This window comes from Streptomyces sp. Je 1-332, from assembly GCF_040730185.1.
Classification (GTDB): Bacteria; Actinomycetota; Actinomycetes; order Streptomycetales; family Streptomycetaceae; genus Streptomyces.
The window spans coordinates 656052-673545 of sequence record NZ_CP160402.1 but is presented as its reverse complement, the minus strand read 5'-3'; the positions used below and the strand labels follow the sequence as shown (position 1 = coordinate 673545).

16 protein-coding genes and 1 pseudogene are annotated in these 17494 nt (G+C 70.7%); 11 read left to right on the top strand and 6 right to left on the bottom strand.

The features are described from left to right. Positions 1-293: 293 nt before the first annotated feature. On the bottom strand, positions 294-719 hold the full coding sequence (locus tag ABXJ52_RS03155; RefSeq protein ID WP_367038995.1) for a hypothetical protein: 426 nt from the start codon (positions 717-719) through the stop codon (positions 294-296). Between the two features lie 105 nt (positions 720-824). Beyond that, positions 825-3179, bottom strand: a complete 2355-nt coding sequence (locus ABXJ52_RS03150; RefSeq protein ID WP_367038994.1) for a hypothetical protein — start codon at positions 3177-3179, stop codon at positions 825-827. 235 nt (positions 3180-3414) lie between these two features. Between ABXJ52_RS03150 and ABXJ52_RS03145 the strand changes: the two genes are divergently transcribed. After that, positions 3415-5166: an ABC transporter ATP-binding protein gene (locus ABXJ52_RS03145; protein ID WP_367048780.1), complete on the top strand. Its 1752-nt coding sequence runs from the start codon at positions 3415-3417 to the stop codon at positions 5164-5166. Positions 5167-5201: 35 nt separating this feature from the next. Next, a pseudogene (locus ABXJ52_RS03140) lies at positions 5202-5318 on the top strand (DUF664 domain-containing protein); the annotation flags it as partial. A gap of 44 nt (positions 5319-5362) precedes the next feature. Here the strand turns inward: ABXJ52_RS03140 and ABXJ52_RS03135 are convergent. Then, the gene (locus ABXJ52_RS03135; RefSeq protein ID WP_367038993.1) at positions 5363-6016 is read right to left on the bottom strand and encodes a TetR/AcrR family transcriptional regulator; all 654 of its coding nucleotides are present in this window, start codon (positions 6014-6016) and stop codon (positions 5363-5365) included. 136 nt (positions 6017-6152) lie between these two features. On the opposite strand from ABXJ52_RS03135, the gene ABXJ52_RS03130 reads away from it, so the two are divergent. Together ABXJ52_RS03130 and ABXJ52_RS03125 are read left to right on the top strand one after the other, a co-directional pair. Continuing rightward, complete coding sequence (locus ABXJ52_RS03130; RefSeq protein WP_367038992.1) at positions 6153-6713, top strand: NAD(P)H-dependent oxidoreductase; 561 nt, start codon at positions 6153-6155, stop codon at positions 6711-6713. Positions 6714-6899: 186 nt separating this feature from the next. Then, the gene (locus tag ABXJ52_RS03125; protein ID WP_367038991.1) at positions 6900-7367 is read left to right on the top strand and encodes an SRPBCC domain-containing protein; all 468 of its coding nucleotides are present in this window, start codon (positions 6900-6902) and stop codon (positions 7365-7367) included. Positions 7368-7372: 5 nt separating this feature from the next. Here ABXJ52_RS03125 and ABXJ52_RS03120 read toward each other — a convergent pair whose 3' ends face one another. Both ABXJ52_RS03120 and ABXJ52_RS03115 read right to left on the bottom strand, forming a co-directional pair. After that, complete coding sequence (locus tag ABXJ52_RS03120) at positions 7373-8062, bottom strand: YoaK family protein (RefSeq protein ID WP_367038990.1); 690 nt, start codon at positions 8060-8062, stop codon at positions 7373-7375. Positions 8063-8354: 292 nt separating this feature from the next. Next, positions 8355-9659 (bottom strand): ROK family transcriptional regulator, encoded by a 1305-nt coding sequence (locus ABXJ52_RS03115; protein WP_367038989.1) that lies wholly within the window; start codon positions 9657-9659, stop codon positions 8355-8357. A gap of 191 nt (positions 9660-9850) precedes the next feature. On the opposite strand from ABXJ52_RS03115, the gene ABXJ52_RS03110 reads away from it, so the two are divergent. Genes ABXJ52_RS03110 through ABXJ52_RS03095 form a run of 4 tightly spaced genes read left to right on the top strand, consistent with a single transcriptional unit; the run spans position 9851 to position 14478 of the window. Beyond that, positions 9851-11170, top strand: a complete 1320-nt coding sequence (locus ABXJ52_RS03110; RefSeq protein ID WP_367038988.1) for a sugar ABC transporter substrate-binding protein — start codon at positions 9851-9853, stop codon at positions 11168-11170. Positions 11171-11208: 38 nt separating this feature from the next. After that, entirely contained in the window at positions 11209-12186 is a 978-nt protein-coding gene (locus ABXJ52_RS03105) for a sugar ABC transporter permease (protein WP_367048779.1), read from the top strand. Continuing rightward, positions 12179-13075: a carbohydrate ABC transporter permease gene (locus ABXJ52_RS03100; RefSeq protein WP_367038987.1), complete on the top strand. Its 897-nt coding sequence runs from the start codon at positions 12179-12181 to the stop codon at positions 13073-13075. The genes ABXJ52_RS03105 and ABXJ52_RS03100 overlap by 8 nt, the downstream gene beginning before the upstream one ends. 38 nt (positions 13076-13113) lie before the next feature. After that, positions 13114-14478, top strand: a complete 1365-nt coding sequence (locus ABXJ52_RS03095; protein ID WP_367038986.1) for a GH1 family beta-glucosidase — start codon at positions 13114-13116, stop codon at positions 14476-14478. 80 nt (positions 14479-14558) lie between these two features. Here the strand turns inward: ABXJ52_RS03095 and ABXJ52_RS03090 are convergent, their stop codons facing one another. Beyond that, entirely contained in the window at positions 14559-15005 is a 447-nt protein-coding gene (locus ABXJ52_RS03090; protein ID WP_367038985.1) for an SPW repeat protein, read from the bottom strand. A 178-nt stretch (positions 15006-15183) separates the two neighbouring features. On the opposite strand from ABXJ52_RS03090, the gene ABXJ52_RS03085 reads away from it, so the two are divergent. From ABXJ52_RS03085 to ABXJ52_RS03075, 3 genes are read left to right on the top strand one after another with little or no spacing between them, the layout of a single operon-like run. Next, positions 15184-15864 carry an ABC transporter permease gene (locus tag ABXJ52_RS03085; protein ID WP_367038984.1) on the top strand — a complete coding sequence of 227 codons (681 nt, stop codon included), beginning with the start codon at positions 15184-15186 and terminating at the stop codon, positions 15862-15864. Continuing rightward, positions 15861-16541 carry an ABC transporter permease gene (locus ABXJ52_RS03080; RefSeq protein ID WP_367038983.1) on the top strand — a complete coding sequence of 227 codons (681 nt, stop codon included), beginning with the start codon at positions 15861-15863 and terminating at the stop codon, positions 16539-16541. Before ABXJ52_RS03085 ends, ABXJ52_RS03080 begins: the two co-directional genes overlap by 4 nt. After that, positions 16538-17488: an ABC transporter substrate-binding protein gene (locus ABXJ52_RS03075; protein ID WP_367038982.1), complete on the top strand. Its 951-nt coding sequence runs from the start codon at positions 16538-16540 to the stop codon at positions 17486-17488. The genes ABXJ52_RS03080 and ABXJ52_RS03075 overlap by 4 nt, the downstream gene beginning before the upstream one ends. The last annotated feature ends 6 nt before the right edge of the window (positions 17489-17494 follow it).

The following is a 17494-nucleotide window of genomic DNA, read 5'->3' as shown; positions in this document are numbered from 1 at the left end:
GTGGGGGTGAAGGGGACATTACGTCCGGATATCGGGCGAGGGCGGCCACCCTCGCGGCGCGTCCGGGTGACGTACTCGGGACGCCGCAGGCGCCTCGGTTTGCCGCGACCTCGCTCGCGTTGTGCCCACACCACAGGCACGGCGAGCAGGGTCTCGGCAAGCGGATCCGCGCTGCATCCGGCCGTCCTGTCCATGACGTAAGAGGTCGGCTCGATGACGTAAGAGGGCGGCGTGCTCACGCTCGCGCCGAGGAGGACCGGGCCCACCTCGTGCTCGTCCGGGGGTTTACGGGCTCAGCGCACCTTCACGTAGACGACGTTCGAGATGGCGCGGCCCCCGACGATGCGCAGGGAGTTGCGGCCCTTGAGGCCGAGCTTGACCCGCATCTTGTACGCGCCGTTGCGCGCGGTGTACACCGACGCGGGCAGCGACACCCAACGCTTGCCCTGCTTCTGCTGCAGAGTGACGCGGGTGCCGGGCCGCATGTTGCGGCCGACTCCGTAGACGTAGAAGTTCTGCCACGCACGCACGCTTGCCACGGTCGACTTCGCGGTCAGGGTCGGACGTGGGGCGGTCACCGCCTTTCCGGGTGCGTGCGAGGAATGCGGGCTCACGGCGCCGGCGCCGGGCACCGCCGGGCCCGCCAGCACGGCGAGGGCCGCGATACCCGCCACTGACGTGTACTTCACCGACGCGTACTTCAGCTTCAACCGATTCACACGCTCGCTCCGTTCGTTCGCTTCCGGGTCGAACCATGTGTAGACCGCGGGAAGATGAACGAATCAGGTGGTTGGGCCTCTTTCGTGCATGTTGACCCGAGTGCCTCAAGTCCCCGGTGGATTCCACCCGCACGGAGGCGGCCACTCGATCCCGCCGAGCGCGGGCCCGTGCTCGATCGCGGTGATCAGCTGATGGACCGAGGCGGCGCCGGGCGGCCCGGCCACGGAGACGACCCCGGCGAGCGCCTTGTGTGCGCGGCGCCAGGCCCGGCTGCGCCGACCGCGCAGGTACTCGACGAGGGCGAGCGCGTACTGCGTCACGGAGCGCGTCCATATGTCGTGCCGCGTCTGCGTCCCGGCCGACGCGCGGCGGACACTGCGCAGCGCGTCGGCCGGGCGGACGCGGGCCTGCGCCACGGCGAGCCCGGCCCAGCTGACCGCGGCGGACGGGCCGTGGTGGGCGTGGGCGGGGACGGTGTGGGCGGCTTCCCGCAGATACTCGATGGCGCGTTCCGTCTCACCGCCGCGCAGCGCGATGAGGCCCAGTACGTGGGCGACCCTGCCGATGGTCGCGTCGTCACCGGCGAGAACGGCAACGCGCCAGGCCTGACCGAGAAGTTCCTCGGCCTCCGGCGCGCCGTCGCACGCCGCGAGCCAGCCCGCGAGCCACAGGGCCTGCCCGTAGCGCGGGCCGTCCGCGCGGCCGAGCGGCAGCAGCCGCCGCAGATGCTGACGCCCCTCGGTGGCGTGTCCGCACACTGCCCACCAGAACCACAGGTCCACGACCATGCCGAGGGCGGTCGTACCCGCGGAGGTCGTATCCGCGCTCGTACTCCGGTCGGCGGTGTGCCGGGGCGGCTCCAGTGCTGCCCGCTCCAGCGCTGCCCGCAGGTCGGGCTCCTCGTCGCGCAGCAGGAGGGTCGCCCGGTCGTGCCGTCCGGTGCTCCACAACTCGTGGGCGGTCGAGGCGACGGCGCGGTACCAGGCGAGGTGGCGGGTGGCCGCCGTGCCGGACTCGCCCACGGATTCGAGGCGTTCGGCGCCGAACTCGCGGGCCGCCGCCGGCAGCCGGTAGCGGGGCTGCAGCACGCCGCCGGGGTCCCGTACGGGTTCCAGCACCGAAGCCAGGACGAGCCGCGCGAGGCAGGACGCCACCTGCTCGGGGGCGAGCCCGCCGCCCGCGCACACGTGGACGGCGGCGTCCTCGTCGAACTCGCCCGCGAAGACGCTGAGCCGCGCCCAGACGCTGCGCTCGGCCTGCCCGCAGAGCGCGTAACTCGCGCCCACAGCGGCCCGTAGGGACCGGTGTCGCCGCAAGGGCGCCCCCGGTTTGCCGAGCCACCCCTGGGCGGGCCGCAGCATCCGGGCGAGCTGCGCGGGCGGATGCAGGGCGGTCTGCGCGGCGGCGAGCTCCACCGCGAGCGGTACGCCTTCCAGCCGCGCGCAGATGTCGCTGACGGCGCGCAGTTCGGCTTCGTCGGGTGCCGGGGGCGAAGGGAGGGGCGCTGCGTCCGCCCGGAGCCGTGTGCCGCGCGCCCGCTCCATGAACAGCTCCACCGCGGGCCCCGGCTCCTCCTCCGCCCCCGGGGCGACGACCGCGAGAGGCCTGAGGTGATGCACCAACTCCTGCCCGAGGCCCAGTGGTTGCCGCCCCGCCGCGAGCACGCGCACGCCCGGCGCCTCCAGCAGCAGCGACTGCACCAGGCGTACGCACTCGTCGCGTACGGGATCGAAGTCATCGAGAAGAACCAGGACCCGGCGATTCCGAAGCCGCGCAACAAGCTCCGCCTCACCAGAGCCGCTGTGCTCGTCGCGGAGCGACCCGCGGCTGCCCCGCCCCCCTCCGAGTGGTCCGTCGCCGTTCTGCTCGTTGCTGTTTCGCCTGCCACCGCCTGGCTCGCCTTCGCGTGGCCTGCCGCCGTCCCGTTCGCTTTCATGTGGCCAGCCGCTGCCTCGCTCGCTTTCGTGTGGCCAGCTGCCGTCCCGTTCGCCTCCGTGTGGCCACCCGCCGTCCCGATCGCCGTCGTGCGGTCGGCCGCCGTCCTGCCCACCCCCGCCTCGCTCGCCGCCGTCCTGCTCGTGGCCGCGTCGCTCACCCCCGCCTCGCCCGCCTCCGGCCACGGACGCGCCGTTCTCACCCCCGGCCATCTCCCCGGCCATCTCCCCGGCCATCTCCCCGGCCGCCTCCCCGGCCGCCTCCCCGGCCGCCTCCCCGTCCATCGCCGCGGCCACCGCCCGCGCCACCGAGTGGCCCTGCGTGAGGCCGCCGTCCCACCACCGCACGACGACCACGCCGTCCGGCAGCTGGCCGGCCACCGCCGCCGCGGCGTGCGCCGCGAGGACGCTCTTGCCGACGCCCGCGCCGCCCGTCACCGTCACCAGCCTGCTCTGGGCCAGCAGACGACGGAGTCCCGACAGATCCTCGGCCCGGCCCAGCAGGCCACCCCCGCTTACACGCACCCGCCTGCCTTCCCCCCGCCGCACTCGGCGTGCAGAATCGTCACTGCAAAGAATTCGACAGTCCTTCTAACTCCGTGTCCCGAGCGGGGTTACGGGGCGAGGAGCCGAGCAGCCGGTCAGCCGAGCAGCCCGTCAGGCAGATAGGCCGGTCAGGCAGTCAGCCCTTTCTGGCGTCCTCTCCGACGTGACCAAGAACGAGCCGGAGCAGCCGGCCCACAAGAGACCGGCGGCGGAGATACCGGCGCAGGAGAGACTCTCCGCCGGTGAGACCTGGCGGGCGCTGTACCGCTACTTCCGTCCGCACCGCTGGGTCGTCGCCCTCGGCGCCCTGTGCACACTGATCGGCGCGGCCACCGGCCTCGCCCAGCCGCTCGCCGCGAAAGCCCTGGTGGACCGGCTCGGCAGCGACGGCTCGATCGCCGGGATCATCCTCCTGCTCACCGCACTCGTGGTGGTCGGCACCGCCATCGAGTCCGTCGGCGCGTACGTCCTTGAACGCACCGCCGAATCCGTGGTGCTCGCGGCCCGGCGCACCCTGATCGGGCGGCTGCTGCGGCTGCGCCTGCCGGAGGTGGAGCGCACCCAGCCCGGCGACCTGATGTCCCGGATCACCTCGGACACCACACTGCTGCGCGCGGTCACCACGCAGTCCGTGGTGTCCGCCGTCGCGGGCGGGCTCTCCTTCATCGCGACGATCGTGATGATGGGCCTCATGGACGTCGTCCTGCTCGGCGTCACCCTCGGCGTGATCGTGCTCATCGGTGGCGCGGTGGCCCTGGTGATGCCGAAGATCGCCCGGGCGACGGAACGGGCCCAGGAAGCGGTCGGCGCGATCTCGACCGCGCTGGAGCGGGCGTTCGGCGCGTTCCGCACGCTCAAGGCCTCGGGCGCGGAGGAGCGCGAGTCGGCCGCCGTGCAGGCCGCCGCGCGTGAGGCCTGGCGGCACGGCGTGCGATCCGCCAAGTGGCAGGCGGTGGCCTGGAGTTCGGTCGGCTTCGCCGTGCAGGTGTCCTTCCTCGCCGTCCTCGGCATCGGCGGCGCGCGCGTCGCGTCCGGGGCCATCTCGGTCTCGACGCTCGTGGCCTTCCTGCTCTTCCTCTTCTACCTGATCGACCCGGTCTCCCGCCTCGTCGAGGGCGTCTCGCAGTACCAGGTCGGCTCGGCGGCCATCGCGCGGATCGTACGGGCCGAACGTCTGGAGACGGAGGACGTCGCCGGGCCCGCGCCGCGGACGGAACGCGGCGACCCCGCCGCCGTCACCTTCGAGGACGTGACCTTCCGCTACCGGGACGCCCTTCCATACGTCCATCACGGCGTCAGCTTCGACATCCCGGGCCCCGGCACGACGGCCTTCGTCGGCCCGTCGGGCGCGGGCAAGACCACCGTCTTCGGCCTCATCGAGCGGTTCTACGACGCGACGGGCGGACGCGTCCTCGTCGACGGCCGCGACGTGCGGGAGTGGCCGCTCGCCGAACTGCGCTCCGTCATCGGCTACGTGGAACAGGACGCGCCCGTCCTCGCGGGCACCCTGCGCGAGAACCTCCTCTTCGGGGCGCCCGGCGCGACCGACGAGGAGATCCACGACGTTCTCGTGCGCGCCCGGCTCGACACCCTCGTGGACCGGTTGCCGGACGGTCTTCAGACGCTGGTCGGGCACCGCGGTTCCCAACTGTCAGGCGGCGAACGCCAACGCGTGGCGATCGCGAGGGCGCTCCTGCGCAAGCCGCGCCTGCTGCTCCTCGACGAGGCGACGTCGCAGCTCGACGCGGTGAACGAACTGGCCCTGCGTGATGTGGTGGCCGAGATCTCACGGGAGGTGACGGTCCTCGTGGTGGCGCACCGCCTCTCGACGGTGACGCTGGCCGACCGGATCGTGGTGATGGACGCGGGGCGGGTCCGCGCGTCCGGCACCCATGAGGAGTTGGTGGCGGCCGATCCCCTGTACGGGGAGCTGGCGGCGACACAGTTCCTCGCGACGACGACGTGATCGTCGAGGCGGCGAACATAGGGGGCGACGACGGGTGGCGCGGAACGGCGTCGCCGCGCTGGGTGCTCGTCCACATGATCGAGGAGGACGCCCGCCACCACGGCCACGCCGACCTGCTCCGCGAGCGGATGGACGGCGCGATCGGCGTGTAGCGGCCGGCGCGGCACAGGCGTGCCGACCGGGCGCGGTGGCCGAGTTACGGCCTGGGCGTCAGCCGGTCGACGAGGTCGTGCCACCCCGCCTCGACGCGGTCGAGCGGCATGCCGCGTTCGACGGTCAGGTGGTGGACGAGGACGCTGTCGACGGAGCCGAGCAGGGTGTGGGCGAGCAGCTCGGCGTCGCCCGTCACGCCCGCCTGGCGCAGCAGCATCGTGACGTGCGTGAGGCGCAGCCGGTTCGCCGGGACGCCGTAGGTGCGCAGCGGGTCGGTCCGTGAGGACAGGATCAGTTCGTGGTGGTCGCGTTCGTGGCGGATGAGGGCAGGCCCGAACGCGTGCAGGCGCTCCAGGGGCGGGGCGTCCGGGCCGAGCGGGGCCGGCCCGGACAGAAAGGCGGCCTGGAGCTGCTGCTCGCGGTGGTCGAGCAGGGCGACGAGCAGCCCGGTGCGGTCGCCGAAGCGCCGGAAGACGGTTCCCTTGCCGACCCCGGCCGCCGCCGCGACCGCGTCCATGGTCAGCTGCGCGGCTCCGCACCCTGCCATCAGCTGTGAGGCGGCCTCCAGCAGACGCGTGCGATTGCGCGCCGCGTCGGCCCTGAGCGAGGGCGGTTCGCCGGCCGGGGTCAGCTCGAGCTCAGCCGCCCGGCCCGGGGTGTCGGGCGAGGGAAGGGGCGGGGGAACGGAGCCGGTCATGGGATCCAGCGTAGCGCCTCGACCAGCGAAGTGGACCGCGGTCCGGATAGGTGGTACAACTTTAAACGGACCTCGGTCCGCTTGATATCGCCCCTCCCGCATATGTTCCGTGCGCACGTCTTTCAGGAGTTCCGCCATGTCTGTACGCATCCTCGCCCTCGTCGGCAGCCTCCGCGCCGGCTCGCACAACCGTCAGCTCGCCGAGGCCGCCGTGAAGCACGCGCCCGCGGGTGCGGACATCGAGGTCTTCGAGGGCCTTGCGGATCTGCCCTTCTACAACGAGGACATCGACGTCGAAGGCAGCGTCCCGGCCGCGGCGCTCCGCCTGCGTGAGGTGGCCGGCGGCAGCGACGCGTTCCTCCTCTTCTCGCCCGAGTACAACGGCACCATGCCGGCGGTCCTGAAGAACGCGATCGACTGGCTGTCGCGGCCCTTCGGCGCCGGTGCGATCTCCGGCAAGCCGGTCGCCGTCGTCGGCACCGCCTTCGGCCAGTACGGCGGCGTGTGGGCGCAGGACGAGGCCCGCAAGGCCGCGGGCCTCGCCGGTGGCGTCGTCGTCGAGGAGGCCAAGCTGTCCATCCCCGCCTCCCTGACGCGCTTCGCCGAGACGCACCCGGCCGACGACACCGAGGTGGTCACGGCCCTCACCGAGATCGTCGCCCGCCTCTCCGAGAAGGCCGCGCCCGCCGCTGCCTGATCCCTTCGGAGGGCTGCGGAGCCGCCGGGCGGCGGTGCTACCGGGCCGCCGGGCAGGCTCCGGTCAGGCGCAGTCGAAACGGTTTCCCACTGGCACGCCTCGGCGACCGGCTACCGGCTACCGGCGACCGGCTACCGGAGGAGCATGACGGCCCGCGTGGGCGGGCGGCGTCCTAGATTGGGTCCCATGTACTCGACACAGGTGTCAGGGCACGTGAACGCCCCGCGAGCAGCCGTCTACCAGGCACTTCTCGACGCGGACGCGATCGCGCGCTGGCGTGTCCCGGACGGCATGAGCAGTCAGGTCCACACCTTCGACGCCCGCGAGGGAGGTCGGTTCCGCGTCTCGCTCACTTACGACGGACAGGCGGGCACCGGCAAGTCGGCCTCGCACACCGACACGTACCACGGTCACTTCGCGAAGCTCGTACCGAACGAGCAGGTGGTCGAGGTGCTCGCCTTCGAGACCGAGGATCCCGAGCTGAGCGGCACGATGACGATGACGACCACGCTCACCGACGGGGGAGCGGACGGCGGAACCGACGTCCTGGTCGTGCACGAAGGCATCCCCGACAGCGTGTCCGCCGCCGACAACGAGACGGGGACGCGCATGGCGCTGACGCATCTCGCCCGGCTCGTCGAGTCGGCGAGGTAGGCGGCTCAGCGCGCACGCGACTCGGCCGCGTCCCGCAGTGCCGCCGTCAGAGCCACGAGGGCCAGCAGGAGGAGCGCCGGCGCCAGCGTGGCGGCCGTGCCGTGGTGAAGCTGGAGGAGCCCGCCCGCGAGCGCCCCGGCGAACATCGCCGCGACGGCCGCGAACCTGCGTGTGAAGGCGGGGAAGGGCCGGTCGGATGCCAGGCCCGTCAGGGTCATGGTGAGGACGGTGGTGGTCAGGTCCGGTACGGCGAGTTTGCGGACCACGGCGTTCTGCAGCCCCATGCCGAGAGCGAGCAGCACGATCAGGACGTGCTTGGCGTCGACCACGAGGCCGAGCACCAGGGCGGCCGTCACCAGCACGGCGTGCGCCGCGACAAGGAGCGCGAACAGCCGCAGCGGCCGCGCGATCCGCGGCGCGAGCCGCCCGCCCGCCCACGCGCCGGCGACGAACGCCCCGACCGCGAGGAGCGAGGCTGTCGCCGACAGCTGCACGTCGCCCGCGAGCGCGAAGCCCAGGAAAACGACGTTGCCGGTCATGTTGGCGACGAAGACACGATCGAGGCCGAGATAGCTGACGGCGTCGACGAGGCCCGTGGCGAAGGTCAGCACGACGAGGAGCGGAGGCAGCACGCCGTGATGTCCCTCGACGTCGGGAAAGAGACGGGCGGCGGCCCGGTCGAGCAATGAGTTCATACCGCTTCTTCGGCAGACATGGGCCACCGCCCGACCCACCCGCGCCCACCGCTCGCCTCACCTCACCGCACCCCTCCCCAGGCCCGGCGCACATCGCCGCGAACGTCTTGACGCACCGCCCAGCGGTCGCCCCTCACCATCGCGGCCCGACGACGGGCGTCGTACGTGACCCAGCTGGACCAACAGTGCGGCCAGATCGCGCAGTTGACCCTGCCCCGGACCGAAGACGGGACGCCGCCGAGGCAGGCTCGGCGACTTCCTGTAGTCGCGCCCGTAGCCAAGAAGTGCACCTCTAGGACGGCTGGCGCCCCTCCAACGCGGTCTGCCAGGCGGGGAGTTCGGCCTCCCGCACCGGGGCCGCGCGCCGTCCGCCGCGCGCGAAGAAGTCGGCGAGCGGCAGTGTCGCGGCGCCGACCGTCACCGCGTCGGGGCCGAGGCGGCCCAGGTCGATGGTGACGCGTCCCGCGGGGTAGGAAAGGGCGTACGTCGGGATGTAGCACTTCACCGCGGTCAGGAAGCGCTGGCCGAGCTGGAGCCCGGCCCAGCCGCCGACGAGGATCCGCTCCGGCTGGAAGAGGTTGATCAGGTCGGCGAGGCCCGCGCCCAGGTACTCGGCGGTCTCCTCCAGCACGGCCAGGGCCGTCGGATCTGGCGCGCCGCCGCCCTTCGGGTAGGCGGCGTCGAGCATGGCGGTGAGCGTTCTCTCCTCGTCCGTGCCTCTGGGTGGGTGCCCGCCCGCCTCCTGCCACCGTTCGAGCAGCGCCTCCGCCCCCGCGTACGCCTCCAGGCACCCGAGCCCACCGCACCGGCACCGTCTGCCCTGCACCCGAACCGTGAGGTGACCCCACTCGACGGCGCGGCCCTGCTCCACGTCCTCGGTGACGACGCACGCTCCGACACCGGAGCCGAACAGGACCACCACCGCGTTGCGTGTCCCGCGCCCCGCGCCGAACCACATCTCCGCCTGGCCCAGCGTCTTGGCGCCGTTGTCGATGAAGTACGGGACGGAGTCGGGGAGTTGAGTGGTCCCCTGGCCGGCCCCCCGCAGCAGTGATTCCAGCGGCACCGCGTCCCAGCCTATGGTCTGCCCGTGCACGACGGCACCGCGTTCGCCGTCGCGCGCGACGATTCCGGGTACGCCGATACCGACGCCGAGGAGTCCCTCCTCCGTGACGCCCGCCGCGTCGAGTACGTCGCCGATACCGTCGCGGATGTGCTCCGCGATGCCGCCGACGTCATGGCCTTTCAGGGTCAACGGGCGCTCTGCCCTGGCGAGTTCGGACAGGGAGAGGTCGAAGAGTTCGACGCGTACGCGGGTCTCGCCGACGTCCACGCCGATCAGCTGACCCCGGCCGGGCGCCACCCGCAGCAGCGTACGCGGGCGTCCGCCGTCGGACTCCACGCTGCCCGCCTCCTCCACCCACCCCTCCGTCACCAGCTCGGCCACGACATTGCTGATGGAACCTGAACTCAGCCCGGTGGCGGGCCCGAGCGTGAAGCGGCTCATCGGTCCCTCGAAGTACAGCCGCTGCAGTACGGCGGCGCGGTTCTCCCGCCGCAGGTCGTGCACCGTACGCCCGTTGCGCTGCCCTGCCATGTGGTTCCTTCCGGCCTGCTCTGCCTCGAAGTTGGTTCTGTGTGACCCCTTGACGGTATCTTCCCTGCCGGTTTAACTCACGTCCTAAATTAAGTCATGAGGGCATTCAAGAGTTGAACGCGGCGCTGCTCGACCCGGCGCTGGGCCAGCCATCCTCCCCATGACTCCCTCCGGAAGGGACACCTGGAGCCATGCGCAGATTCCGAGCCGCCGCCGTCGGCGCCGCCACTCTCTCGCTCGCCCTCACCGCGTCCGCCTGCGGCGGCGGTTCGACGTCGGGGGGCGGCGGGTCCAACGACTCGCCGAAGACGCTGACCTACTGGGCGTCCAACCAAGGCCCCAACGTCGAGGCGGACAAGAAGATCCTCAAGCCCGAACTGGCCAAGTTCGAGAAGCAGACGGGGATCAAGGTCAAGCTCGAAGTCGTCCCGTGGTCGGAGCTGCTCAACAGGATCCTGACCGCGACGACCTCGGGCCAGGGCCCCGACGTCCTGAACATCGGCAACACCTGGAGCGCGTCGCTCCAGGCCAGCGGCGCCCTGCTGCCCTGGGACGAGAAGAACTTCGACAAGATCGGCGGCAAGGACCGCTTCGTGGAGTCCGCGCTTGGCTCGGCCGGAGCACCGGACAAGGACCCGGCAGCCGTGCCGCTGTACTCCATGGCGTACGCCCTCTACTACAACAAAAAGATGTTCGATGAGGCCGGCATAGACAAGCCGCCCGCCACCTGGGACGAGCTGGTCGAGGACGGCAAGAAGATCTCCAAGGGCGGCAAGTGGGCCCTGGGTGCCGAAGGGGCGAACCTCTCCAACAACATCCACCAGGTCTTCGCCCTCGGCAAGCAGCACGGCGCCGACTTCTTCACCGCGGACGGCAAGGCGGACTTCACGTCGGACGGCGCGGTCGCGGCCGTCAAGCAGTACGTCGACATGATGGCGAAGGACAAGATCATCGCCCCGGGCAACGCGGAGTACGCGCAGAACCAGTCCCTGAGCGACTTCGCCAAGGACAAGACGGCGATGGTGCTGTGGCAGGCCGCCGCCACCACCTTCAAGTCGCAGGGCATGAGCGACGACGAGTGGGGCGTGGCGCCCGTGCCGGTCGACTCCGGCGCTCCGGGCGCGGGCAAGGCCACCAACTCGATGGTCGCCGGCATCAACATGGCTGTCTTCAAGAACACCAAGAACATCGACGGCTCACTGAAGTTCGTGAAGTTCATGACCAGCGACGCGGAACAGAAGATCCTGTGCAAGTCCTACGGATCCGTGCCGCCGGTCAAGGCGGCGCAGGAGGACGCGGCCTTCGACCGCCCCGAGCTGAAGGTCCTGCGCGACACCCTCGCCAAGAGCGCCGCACCGCTGCCCCAGGTGCCCAACGAGTCGCAGTTCGAGACCGCGGTCGGCACCGCCGTCAAGAACCTCTTCGCGAACGCCGCGGACGGCCGTGAGGTCACCACGGCGTCGGTGAAGGCCGAACTGGTCAAGGCTCAGCAGCAGATGTCCTCGCAGTGAGCGACACGACCGTGACCGGAACCGGAACCACGACCGTCGTGCACAGCGCGAAGGAGCCGTCCGCGAACGCCCCGGAGACGGAGCGCGGCCCGCGCCGCCGTCCCGGACGGCTCCGCCGCATCGGCCTGCCGTACCTCCTGCTGCTGCCGGCCCTCCTGCTCGAACTCCTCGTCCATCTGCTGCCGATCGTCATCGGCATCACGATGAGCTTCAAGGAGCTCACCCAGTTCTTCATCCGCGACTGGGGCGCCGCGCCCTGGTCCGGCCTGGACAACTACGAGATCGCGGTCGACTTCGACGCCCCGGTGGGCGAGGCGCTGCTGCACTCGTTCCTCGTCACCTGCGCCTTCACCCTGCTCTCGGTGGGCCTGTGCTGGCTGATCGGGACGACCGCCGCGATCTATCTGCAGGAGACGTTCAAGGGGAGGGGCTTCCTCAGGGCGCTCTTCCTCGTCCCGTACGCACTGCCCGTCTACGCCGCGGTGATCACCTGGGGCTTCATGTTCCAGCGCGACAACGGCCTCATCAACCACGTGCTGCACGACCAGTTGGGCCTCACCGACAGCGCGCCGTTCTGGCTCATCGGCGACAACAGCTTCGTCGCGCTGCTCACCGTGTCGGTGTGGAAGGGCTGGCCGTTCGCCTTCCTCATCATGATGGCCGGGCTGCAGAACATCCCCAGGGAGATGTACGAGGCGGCCGCGCTCGACGGCGCGGGCATGTGGCAGCAGATCCGCCGCATCACCCTGCCGTCCCTGCGCTCCGTCAACCAGGTCCTCGTGCTCGTCCTGTTCCTGTGGACGTTCAACGACTTCAACACGCCGTACGTCCTGTTCGGCAGGTCGGCGCCCGAGGCCGCGGACCTGGTCTCGATCCACATCTACCAGTCCTCGTTCGTCACCTGGAACTTCGGCACCGGCTCCGCCATGTCCGTCCTGCTGCTGCTGTTCCTGCTCGCCGTGACGGGCGTCTATCTGTGGGTCACTTCGCGCGAGAGGAAGTCCGCTCATGTCTAGCGTCCGCACGGCCGCGCCGCCCCGCGGGGCCGCGAAGCCCCGGTCGCCGATGGCGGCGCCCCGCTCGTTCCTGTGGTCACGGCGGATCTTCCTGACGTTGCTCACGGGCTTCGTGCTGCTCCCGGTGTTCGTGATGGTCTCCAGCTCGCTCAAGCCCCTCGAAGACGTGTCGGGCAAGTTCCGCTGGATGCCGAGCGGGCTCACGATCCGCCCGTACATCGACATCTGGAAGACCGTTCCGCTGGCGAAGTACTTCATGAACTCGCTGATCGTGGCGGGCGCGGCCACCGTCTGCTCGGTCGTGATCGCCGTCTTCGCCGCCTACGCCGTCAGCCGCTACCAGTTCCGCGGCAAGCGCGTCTTCACGGTGACGGTCCTGTCCACGCAGATGTTCCCCGGCATCCTGTTCCTGCTGCCGCTGTTCCTGATGTACGTCAACATCGGCAACGCCACGGGGATCGCCCTGTTCGGCTCCCGGGGCGGGCTCATCCTCACGTATCTGACCTTCTCGCTGCCGTTCTCGATCTGGATGCTGATCGGGTACTTCGACTCGGTGCCGCGCGATCTGGACGAGGCGGCGCTCGTCGACGGCTGCGGGCCGATAGGGGCGCTCTTCAAGGTCGTCGTGCCCGCCGCGATCCCCGGCATCGTCGCGGTCGCCGTCTACGCGTTCATGACCGCGTGGGGAGAAGTGCTCTTCGCCTCCGTCATGACGAACGACGCCACCCGCACCCTCGCCATCGGCCTGCAGGGCTACTCCACCCAGAACGACGTCTACTGGAACCAGATCATGGCCGCGTCGCTGGTCGTGAGCATTCCCGTGGTGGCGGGCTTCCTCCTGCTCCAGCGCTATCTGGTCGCCGGCCTCACCGCCGGAGCCGTCAAGTGACCCACTCCCTTGTCACCACCCCGTCTGAGAGGACGTCTGTGTCCGAGCTCATCGACCTTGCCGCACTGCCGAACGACTTCGCGTGGGGGACGGCCACTTCGGCGTACCAGATCGAGGGCGCCGTCTCCGAGGACGGCCGTTCCCCCTCGATCTGGGACACCTTCTCGCACACCCCCGGAAAGACCGACAACGCCGATCACGGTGACGTGGCCTGCGACCACTACCACCGCTGGCGCGAGGACATCGAGTTGATGAAGCAACTGGGCACCAACGCCTACCGGTTGTCCCTCGCCTGGCCACGCGTCGTGCCCGGCGGCGACGGACCGGTCAACGCCAAGGGCCTCGACTTCTACGACCAGTTGATCGACGGCCTGCTCGAAGCGGGCATCGCCCCGTCGGTGACGCTCTACCACTGGGACCTGCCGCAGATGCTCCAGGACCGCGGCGGCTGGCCCGAGCGGGAGACGGCCGAGCACTTCGCGGCGTACGCGTCCATCGCCGCCGAGCGCTTCGGCGACCGCGTCACCCAGTGGACCACGCTCAACGAACCTCTCTGCTCGGCCTGGATCGGCCATCTCGAAGGCCGCATGGCGCCGGGCCTGACCGACCTGACCGCCGCCGTGCGTGCCTCCTACCACCTGCTGCTCGGGCACGGGCTCGCCACCCAGGCCATCCGCGCCGCGGCGCCCGGCGCGCAGATCGGCATCGTCAACAACCTCTCCACCGTGGAGCCCGCGAGCGACCGCCCCGAGGACGTCGCCGCCGCCCGCCGCGTGGACGGCCACACCAACCGCTGGTGGCTCGACCCGGTGCACGGCCGCGACTTCCCCGCCGACATGCAAGAGGTATACGGGGTCGAACTCCCGGAGCGCGCGGGCGACTTGGCGACCATCGCGCAGCCGCTGGACTGGCTGGGCCTGAACTACTACTTCCCGGCCGTCGTCTCCGACGACCCCGCGGGGCCCGCTCCCTACGCCCACCAGGTGCGCCGCGAAGGCGTGCCCCGCACCGGCATGGACTGGGAGATCGACGCGAGCGGCATCGAGACGCTCCTGCTGCGCCTGACGAACGAGTACGGCGCGCGCAAGCTGTACGTCACCGAGAACGGCTCGTCCTACCCCGACGTCGTACGCCCCGACGGCACGATCGACGACCCGGAGCGCACCGACTACCTCGTCCGGCATCTCGCCGCCTGCGCGAGCGCCGCCCGCAAGGGAGCACCGCTGGCCGGGTACTACGCGTGGTCCCTGCTCGACAACTTCGAGTGGGCCTATGGCTACGACAAGCGTTTCGGCCTGGTCCACGTCGACTACGAGACGCAGCGACGCACCGTCAAGGGCAGCGGGCTGCGCTATGCCGACATCATCCGCGACCACCAGGGGCGCGTGAGCCGCGCCGCCTGACGCGCTCGCACGACCGACGGCGGCTCCCGGCTCTCCGCCGATCCGGGGGCCGCCGCGCTGGTGTGGCTCCGTTTCCCGTGTCAGGTCGAGGTCGCCTTTCGGCCCTCCTTCGCCGATGCGCCGATGCACACGAGGCCCAACAGGAGAGTGAGGCCGCCGATGATGATGTTGGTCAGGATGACGCCCGTGTCAGGGCTCGAGCCGACGACCCACGGCGACACGATCATCCACACGCCCATGGCGCACATGGCCCAGCTCAGGCCGTACATCCTGGCGGGCGCGACGGTGAACCCGAGGCCCAGCAGGCCGATCGCGATGCCCATGATGAGGTTGTGCGTCGTGAGGACTGGCTGGCTGGTGGCGAAGTGCACCACCCACGGGGAGATGGCACAGAAGAGGCCCGTGAGGAACACAGGCCCGTCCACGAGTGCCACATCTTTTCCACCGAGTACGCGGGCGTACCGGTCCCGCATTTCGGATACGTCAGGGTGAGCGGCTATGTCTCCCCTGTGTGAGACGTCGGCCATGAGACTCTCCTCTGCTTGATGCAGGCCTGATGACCTCGCGCGGCGGAATGTCGCACATATCCATTCTGCTCTTATTTTTTCTTTATGTGTAGTCGTGGGCGAGGGGCTGCCCATCGGTCGCCGCTCGTACGGGGGACCAGAACGCGCCGTCGCACGCCACGCCCGCTGGAATGAACACGTGACCGCGCCCCCGGACGACTGCCTCGCGCGCAACGAGTGGATCTGCGGTGAGTATCTGAGCACCCGCCGCCAGATCATCGTCGACGCGGTCCTCCAGCATCTGGAGCTGACCGCGGTCTCCGTCCTCATCGCGCTCGTCATCGCCGTGCCGCTCGCCGTCGTCGCCCGCCGCTGGGCCCTGGCGGCCGGTCCCGTCCTCGCGCTGACCACGGTCCTCTACACGATCCCCTCGCTCGCGATGTTCTCGCTGCTGCTCCCCGTGTACGGCCTGTCCGCGTCCCTCGTGGTCGCAGGGCTCGTCCTGTACTCGCTGACGCTGCTCGTGCGCAACATCCTGGCCGGGCTGCGCGCCGTCCCCGATGACACCCGGCAGGCCGCCCGCGGCATGGGCTACGGACCGATCCGGCTCCTGCTCACGGTCGAACTGCCGCTCGCGCTGCCCGCCGCCATGGCAGGACTGCGCATCGCCACCGTCTCCGCGGTGTCCCTCGTCACGGTCGGCGCGATCGTCGGCTTCGGCGGGCTCGGCAACCTGATCTACACGGGCATGAACACCTACTTCAAGGCGCAGGTCCTCACCGCGTCCGTGCTGTGTGTCGTCATCGCCGTGCTCGCCGATCTGCTGCTCCTCGGCGTGCAGCGGATCCTCACCCCGTGGACGAGGGCGGTCCGCTCATGAACACCATCAGTGAAGCCTGGCAGTGGCTCACCGACTCGGCCCACTGGGCGGGCGACGACGGCATCTGGCACCGGCTCACCCAGCACCTCGTCCTGACCGTCGTGTGCCTGCTGCTCAGCTGCCTGATCGCGCTGCCGGTCGCGCTCGTCCTCGGCCACCTCGGCAAGGGCGGCGCCCTCGCGGTCAACATCTCCAACGTCGGCCGCGCGGTGCCCACCTTCGCGGTCCTCGTCCTGCTGCTCCTCACCCCCATCGGGCGGTGGGGCGAGGGCCCCACCGTCGTCGCTCTCGTGCTGTTCGCCGTGCCGCCGCTGCTCACCAACGCGTACGTGGGTATGCGCGGCGTCGACCGCAGCGTCGTACAGGCCGCGCGCGGCATGGGCATGACGGGACGGCAGATGCTGTGGCGGGTCGAACTGCCGCTCGCGATGCCGCTGGTCCTCAGCGGGGTGCGGATCGCCGCCGTGCAGCTCGTGGCCACCGCCACGATCGCGGCCCTCGCGGGCGGCGGGGGGCTCGGCCGGATCATCACGGCCGGCTTCAACCTCGCGAGCACCCCGCAGGTGGTGGCGGGCGCCGTGCTGGTCGCCGTGTTCGCGCTGATCGTCGAGGGGCTCTTCGAGATCGGCGAACGGCTCGCCCCCGGATGGGCGCGGGGGAGAGGACGGACGGGATGAGGCGCCGCGCGGGACGGGGTACGGCTGCCGTCGCCGGGGGCGTCCTGCTCCTGGGCGGCTGCGCTTCGGGGCCCTCCCTGGAGACCCAGGGCGAGGTGACCGCGCCACCCGGCGACAGCCACCACCTCGTCGTCGGGTCGGCGGGATTCACCGAGAGCGATCTGCTCGCCCAGATGTACTCCCTGCTCCTGCAGAAGGCCGGATACGGCGCGGAGATCCTCTCCGTCGCCAACCGCGAGCTCTACGAACCCGCCCTGGAGTCCGGGCAGATCGACGTCGTCCCCGAGTACGCGGCGACCTTCGCGGACTGGCTGAACGCCAAGAAGAACGGCGCCGACGCGAAGCCGGTCGGCTCACCCGACCTGGACGCCACCATGAAGGCCCTGCGCGCACTCGCCGCGCCGCGCGGCCTCACCGTCCTCGACCCGGGCAAGGCCGTGGACCAGAACGCGTTCGCCGTCACGGCGTCCTTCGCCAAGGAGCACCACCTCAAGACCCTGAGCGACCTCGGCAAGTCCGGCCTGAAGGTACGCCTCGCCGCGGGCGACGAATGCGTGCAACGCCCGTACTGCGAACCCGGCCTGAAGGACGTCTACGGCATCGACATCACCTCCGTCGACCCGAAGGGTGTGGGCACGACCCAGGCCAAGAAGGCCGTGCAGAGCGGGCAGGACCAGATGGTCCTCACCACGTCGACGGACGCCACGCTCGACAACTTCGGCCTCGTCCTGCTGAAGGACGACAAGAAGCTCCAGAACGCCGACTACATCGTCCCGGTCGTCAACCGCTCCCGCGCCGGGAGCGAGGGCGTCGCGAAAGCACTCGGCCGCCTCAACTCCGTGCTGACGACGGCGGACCTGGCGTCCATGAACGAACAGGTGGACAGCTGGCGGCGGCTGCCGCAGGACGTGGCGCGGACGTTCCTGGAGGAGAAGGGGCTGCTGTGAGCCCCG

What these genes read in the sequence shown, in the direction of transcription:
- ABXJ52_RS03120 (WP_367038990.1), bottom strand. Translation starts at nt 8,062, where the DNA reads ATGAACTCATTGCTCGACCGGGCCGCCGCCCGTCTCTTTCCCGACGTC.
- ABXJ52_RS03100 (WP_367038987.1), top strand. Translation starts at nt 12,179, where the DNA reads ATGTCTAGCGTCCGCACGGCCGCGCCGCCCCGCGGGGCCGCGAAGCCC.
- ABXJ52_RS03090 (WP_367038985.1), bottom strand. Translation starts at nt 15,005, where the DNA reads ATGGCCGACGTCTCACACAGGGGAGACATAGCCGCTCACCCTGACGTA.
- ABXJ52_RS03080 (WP_367038983.1), top strand. Translation starts at nt 15,861, where the DNA reads ATGAACACCATCAGTGAAGCCTGGCAGTGGCTCACCGACTCGGCCCAC.
- ABXJ52_RS03125 (WP_367038991.1), top strand. Translation starts at nt 6,900, where the DNA reads ATGTACTCGACACAGGTGTCAGGGCACGTGAACGCCCCGCGAGCAGCC.
- ABXJ52_RS03130 (WP_367038992.1), top strand. Translation starts at nt 6,153, where the DNA reads ATGTCTGTACGCATCCTCGCCCTCGTCGGCAGCCTCCGCGCCGGCTCG.
- ABXJ52_RS03135 (WP_367038993.1), bottom strand. Translation starts at nt 6,016, where the DNA reads ATGACCGGCTCCGTTCCCCCGCCCCTTCCCTCGCCCGACACCCCGGGC.
- ABXJ52_RS03115 (WP_367038989.1), bottom strand. Translation starts at nt 9,659, where the DNA reads ATGGCAGGGCAGCGCAACGGGCGTACGGTGCACGACCTGCGGCGGGAG.
- ABXJ52_RS03110 (WP_367038988.1), top strand. Translation starts at nt 9,851, where the DNA reads ATGCGCAGATTCCGAGCCGCCGCCGTCGGCGCCGCCACTCTCTCGCTC.
- ABXJ52_RS03075 (WP_367038982.1), top strand. Translation starts at nt 16,538, where the DNA reads ATGAGGCGCCGCGCGGGACGGGGTACGGCTGCCGTCGCCGGGGGCGTC.